This window comes from Agrobacterium sp. ICMP 6402, from assembly GCF_009498615.1.
Taxonomy (GTDB): domain Bacteria; phylum Pseudomonadota; class Alphaproteobacteria; order Rhizobiales; family Rhizobiaceae; genus Agrobacterium; species Agrobacterium burrii.
The window spans coordinates 1-5,405 of record NZ_QSNV01000024.1 but is presented as its reverse complement, the minus strand read 5'-3'; the positions used below and the strand labels follow the sequence as shown (position 1 = coordinate 5,405).

Below are 5,405 nucleotides of genomic sequence, written 5' to 3'. Positions count from 1 at the left end.
CCCCCGATGTCGGTGGCACCGCCAACACCAGCCAAGTCACCGAAGCCGTATGCAACGCAATCGCAGGATCGAATATCTTGAAGATGGCCGCTGCAGAATGACCTGGAACGATGTGTCCGCTCGCCAGGTGCTGCGTCGAATTTTCGACGCAGCCGTTGCCAGCGCGGATCCGAAAATAGCTGTTGTCAACAACCTCCCAGAGCGTCCCAGAGGTCGCTGCGTTGTGGTGGGAGCGGGCAAGGCGTCGGCTGCGATGGCGGCTGCGGTCGACGCCGCCTGGCCCGATGTCGATCTCTCGGGCATCGTGGTCACTCGCTATGGCCACGCCGTTCCGGCCGGGCGCATCGAAATCCTCGAAGCCTCCCATCCCGTCCCGGATGAAATGAGCATCAAGGCTGCAGAGAAGATATTCGCTGCCGTCCAGGGCCTTGGTCCTGACGATCTCGTGGTGGCTCTCATCTCCGGCGGGGGATCGTCATTGCTCGTCTCGCCGGCAGGCAAGATGACTTTGGCCGACAAGAAGGCGGTCAACCAGGCGCTGCTCTCCAGCGGCGCCACGATTTCCGAGATGAACACCGTCCGCAAGCATCTATCCGCCATCAAGGGGGGACACCTGGCGCGCGCTGTACGGCCGGCAAAACTGGTGACACTGGTCATCTCCGACGTGCCGGGTGATGATCCATCGGAGATCGCCTCGGGTCCAACGGTCGCGGATCCGACCACCTTGGCAGACGCAGCAGCCATCGTCGCCCGCTACGGCATTGACCTGCCCGAGTCTGCGCGCGCAGTGCTGGTGCAAGGCAACGAGACGCCTAAGGCAGAGGAGGTCGCAGGCGAGATTCGGCTGGTTGCTGCCCCCTCGATAGCGCTCGATGCGGCCGCCGCGGCTGCGCTAGATGCCGGCTTGTGTCCACTTATCCTCGGAGATGCCCTGGAAGGTGAGGCTCGCGAAATGGGGCGTGTCATGGCGGGCATCGCGCTATCCGCGCGCGACAAGGGCCTGCCTGTAGCAGCACCTGCCATCATCCTGTCCGGTGGTGAGGGCACTGTTTCCCTTGGTGGCATGACCGACGGGCGAGGTGGAAGAAATACGGAATTCCTTCTAAGCCTTGCGGTTGCCCTTAAGGGAGCTTCCGGCATCTGGGCCATCGCCGGTGATACTGATGGTATCGACGGTGTCGAGGATGCTGCCGGTGCGCTGGTCGCGCCGGACAGTCTTATCCGAATGCGCGATGCTGGTATCGATCCACGGGCGACCTTGTCTGCCCATGATAGTTACACGGCCTTCAAGGCCATCGGCGACCTGGTGGTCACAGGCCCAACGCTTACGAACGTCAACGACATCCGCGCAATTCTCATAGGTTAGGTTTGGACATGTTCATACGCAACAACCGGCGATCAAAGATCGTCGCGACGGTCGGACCGGCGTCAAGTTCGCCCGACATGCTTCGCTCACTGTTTCTCGCCGGTGTCGATACGTTCCGCCTGAATTTCAGCCATGGTGCCCGGGCCGATCACGCGGAAGTCTATAGGAACATCCGAGCTCTCGAGCAGGAGCATGATGCTGCTATCGCCGTGCTGCAGGATCTTCAGGGTCCGAAGATCCGGATCGGAGTTCTGGCACATGGCAGGCTCGATCTCGCACGTGGATCCACGATCGGATTTATCCTTGGCCGTGAGGGTGGCGAAGGAATGAACGACATTCCGCTACCTCATCGGGAAATTTTCGAGGTGGCGGTGCCCGGGATGGACCTCCTTATCGACGATGGTAGAATAAAAGTCCGGATCATGGAGGTGATGGACGGGCGGCTTGTTTGCGAGGTCATCAATGGAGGCGCCTTGTCGAACCGCAAGGGTGTCAACGTGCCCGGCGCTGTCCTCGACATTTCCCCGCTCACGGCGAAAGATCGTGAGGACCTGGAATTCGGGCTCGAGCTCGGCGTCGACTGGGTCGCACTTTCTTTTGTCCAGCGTGCTCGCGACATGGTGGAAGCCCGGTCCCTTGTTGAAGACAGGGCTGGCCTCATTGCCAAGATTGAGAAACCGTCTGCCTTCGATGACATCGACGATATTGTCAGGCTTTCGGACGGCATCATGGTTGCGCGAGGCGATCTCGGCGTCGAGATCCCGCCGGAGGATGTGCCGGGTAAACAGAAGGAAATCATCCGTGCATGCCGCCTCGCGGCCAAGCCTGTGATTGTTGCCACACAGATGCTCGACTCGATGGTCAGTTCGCCAACGCCGACGCGTGCTGAGGCCTCGGACGTTGCCGGTGCCATCTATGATGGGGCGGATGCGGTCATGCTTTCGGCTGAGTCCGCAACAGGCGCCTACCCGGTGGAGGCGGTCGAAATGATGAACCGGATCATCGAGAAGACGGAAAAGCACAAGCACTACCGGCCGATCCTTGAGGCAACGGAACCCGATGTCGCTCAATCACCGCCGCATGCAGTTGCCACTGCGGCAGCCAACGTTGCCGTGGCCCTGGGATCGCCGGTTGTGGTGGCCTATACATCGAGCGGAACAACCGCGGCCAGAATTTCGCGTGCCAGACCCGCATTGCCAATTCTGGCTCTCACTCCGTCCGAACAAGTCGCGCGCCGGCTCAACATGTTATGGGGGATTGTCGGCGTGCGATCACAAGATGTCCACACCTATGAGGCGTCGCTGCTTCATGCGCAACAGGCAGTGCAGGAAGCAAAGCTGGCAAGTCCCTCCGATCACATCGTCATCGTGGCGGGATTTCCATTCGCGCAACAGGGCAGCACCAACAATCTCCGCGTCGTTCAGATCGCCGCAACCGACAACCTACAGATTGCGTAGATTGTATCGAGCAATAAGGGGGATCAATGCGTCATGCGCGTGTTTGCGGTGCAGCCGTGCGGCGCGGCTTGCGGCATCCCCATCACCCTGCTCGATTGCCTCTATGATTGCCGCATGCTCACCGGCCGAGTGCAGCGGTAATGGGCGTAGGTTGAGGGTGAACATGCGGGCGCGATGCAATTGATCGGCGACAGTCCCGGCCATCCGCATGAGGCGGCTGTTTCCGCTCTCTATTACGAGGGCCTGATGAAAATCCTCGTCGGCCACAGCCCATCGTGGAAGGTCGTTGTCCGCCAATGCCTCAATCATCCGCTTTGTGGCGGCCTTCAGAAGCTGAATGACGGGCGCGCGTTCCTCCATCGGCAGCCGGGCGAGCCGTGCTGCCGCTGCACCCTCGAGCGCGGTGATGACTTCGTAGATTTCCTCGATGTCCGCAGGAGACAGGGCACAGATGATGATGCCCTTCTTGGGAAGTATCCGGACCAGTCCGTCTTCCTGCAGTCGCGCCATGGCTTCGTGCACCGGGGTTCGGCTCATGCCGAGCTGACGCGCAATTTCAATTTCCGCGGCTTGGTACCCAGGGGGAAACGCGTTGGAGCGTATCGCCTCCTTGATGGCGAGATAGGCGGCAGAAACCCGACCCGAACCGTTAATGTCGGCGTTTGCTGAATTCTGTTCTGTGGCCGGATCGCGTGGCGCGGCTCCGGGAATGTCGATCGTCTTGATCATGAACTGCCTGCCGTTGTTTCAAGGCTCGTTATAGCCGCTCTCCTGGAGCTTGACAAACGGGCGCGCATCAATAAATGTAAGCTTGCATGCAAGATAGCATGGAAAAGGATGTGGAGGCATCCTTCGCGATCTCAGGGAGGAAAGCGCGATGAAAAAGGTACTGTTGTCCCTCACAGGTGTCCTGTTTGCCATGTCCAGCCATATGGTGCTGGCGCAGGAGAACTATCCTGATCGACCCATCACAATCGTGGTGCCTGCAGCGGCAGGTGGACCGAGTGACACCGTGGCGCGCCTAGTGGCGCAGTCGATGTCCACGACCCTTGGCCAGCAGGTGCTGATCGAAAACATGGGCGGCGCCGGCGGCTCGCTTGGTGCCGCAACAGTGGCGCAGGCGGACCCCGATGGCTACCGGTTGCTGCTCTACCATATCGGGGTGGCCACCTTCGCTGCGCTCTACCCGAACCTGACCTACAAGCCGATCGAAGACTTTTCGAGCGTCGGGCTGATTACCGAGGTCCCGATGACGGTCGTCGGCAGGAAGGACTTCGAGCCGAAGACGTTCACCGATCTCCTCTCCTATGTGAAGGCAAACGGGCCTGCCGTCACCTTCGGGACCGCCGGCACGGGTGCCGTTTCCGATCTCTGCGGCAGGTTGCTGCAGGACGCGCTCGGCACCAAGATCACTCTGGTGCCTTACAAGGGCATGGGCCCCGCAATGACCGATCTCATTGGAGGTCGCATCGATCTCGCCTGCGACCAGACGACCAACACCACGACCCAGATCAAGGCCGGTGAGGTTCATCCTTATGCGGTGACAACGAAGGCGCGGATTGGCGTGCTGCCAGATCTTCCGACCATCGAAGAGAGCGGCCTGCAAGGGTTCGAGCTCAGTGCCTGGCATGCGCTCTGGGCACCCAAGGAAACGCCTGAAGCCATCCGCAGCAAGCTTGCGGAAGCGTTGCGCGCCGCACTCAAGGATCCGGTCGTGATCGAGCGTTTTGCGAGCCTTGGAACCGCACCGGTATCGGAAGATCTGGCGACACCGGCGGCGCTTGACCAGAAGTTCGCGTCTGAAGTCGAGCGACTGACGAAGCTGATCAGCGAAAGCGGCAAGTAACCTCGGTTTGGTCGGCGGCTGAGAATAAGCCGCCGATCCATCATTCGTCATGGCCACGGGCCATGCGTCCGGCGCTTGACACTGAGCGCGAGCCCTTGAACAGGAGCGAACTTCCCATGCGTGAATACAAGATTGCAGCGATCCCTGCGGATGGGATTGGTCCTGAGGTTATAGCTGCGGGTCTTCAGGTTCTGGAGGCGCTGGAGCAGCGCAGCGGTGACTTCAAGATCCATACCGAAACCTTCGACTGGGGTTCGGACTATTACAAGAAGCACGGCGTGATGATGCCGGCCGACGGGCTGGACAAGCTGAAGACGTTCGATGCGATCTTCTTCGGTGCGGTCGGCGCCCCTGACGTTCCCGACCATATCACGCTCTGGGGTCTGCGTCTGCCGATCTGCCAGGGGTTCGACCAATACGCCAATGTGCGCCCGACGAAGATCCTGCCCGGCATCACGCCGCCCTTACGCAATTGCGGTCCGGGCGATCTCGACTGGGTGATCGTCCGGGAGAATTCCGAAGGCGAGTATTCCGGCCATGGCGGCCGCGCCCATAGGGGCCTTCCGGAAGAGGTCGGCACGGAAGTGGCAATCTTTACCCGCGTCGGCGTTACCCGCATTATGCGCTACGCCTTCAAGCTGGCCCAGGCGCGCCCGCGCAAACTGCTGACTGTCGTCACCAAGTCGAACGCCCAGCGCCATGGCATGGTGATGTGGGACGAGATCGCGGCCGAAGT

Annotated in this window: 5 protein-coding genes; 4 read left to right on the top strand and 1 reads right to left on the bottom strand. The window is 60.7% G+C overall.

Translation table 11 applies throughout. From position 1 onward, the window contains the following. Positions 1-97: 97 nt before the first annotated feature. Positions 98-1,366 (top strand): glycerate kinase, encoded by a 1,269-nt coding sequence (locus DXT96_RS26740; protein WP_153517184.1) that lies wholly within the window; start codon positions 98-100, stop codon positions 1,364-1,366. Between the two features lie 8 nt (positions 1,367-1,374). Next, positions 1,375-2,823, top strand: coding sequence for a pyruvate kinase (gene pyk / locus DXT96_RS26735; protein WP_153517183.1), 1,449 nt, complete (start codon positions 1,375-1,377; stop codon positions 2,821-2,823). Here pyk and DXT96_RS26730 read toward each other — a convergent pair. Beyond that, the gene (locus tag DXT96_RS26730; protein WP_153517182.1) at positions 2,809-3,552 is read right to left on the bottom strand and encodes a GntR family transcriptional regulator; all 744 of its coding nucleotides are present in this window, start codon (positions 3,550-3,552) and stop codon (positions 2,809-2,811) included. The genes pyk and DXT96_RS26730 overlap by 15 nt on opposite strands. A gap of 148 nt (positions 3,553-3,700) precedes the next feature. On the opposite strand from DXT96_RS26730, the gene DXT96_RS26725 reads away from it, so the two are divergent. After that, positions 3,701-4,669: a tripartite tricarboxylate transporter substrate binding protein BugD gene (locus tag DXT96_RS26725; protein WP_082186212.1), complete on the top strand. Its 969-nt coding sequence runs from the start codon at positions 3,701-3,703 to the stop codon at positions 4,667-4,669. Positions 4,670-4,785: 116 nt separating this feature from the next. Further along, positions 4,786-5,405, top strand: a 620-nt coding sequence (locus tag DXT96_RS26720) for an isocitrate/isopropylmalate family dehydrogenase (protein WP_246670666.1), incomplete at its 3' end; no start/stop codon positions are given.

Bases quoted from the DNA above. Each gene is read 5' to 3' on its own strand.
- DXT96_RS26740 (WP_153517184.1), top strand. From the start codon at position 98: ATGACCTGGAACGATGTGTCCGCTCGCCAGGTGCTGCGTCGAATTTTC.
- DXT96_RS26725 (WP_082186212.1), top strand. From the start codon at position 3,701: ATGAAAAAGGTACTGTTGTCCCTCACAGGTGTCCTGTTTGCCATGTCC.
- pyk (WP_153517183.1), top strand. From the start codon at position 1,375: ATGTTCATACGCAACAACCGGCGATCAAAGATCGTCGCGACGGTCGGA.
- DXT96_RS26730 (WP_153517182.1), bottom strand. From the start codon at position 3,552: ATGATCAAGACGATCGACATTCCCGGAGCCGCGCCACGCGATCCGGCC.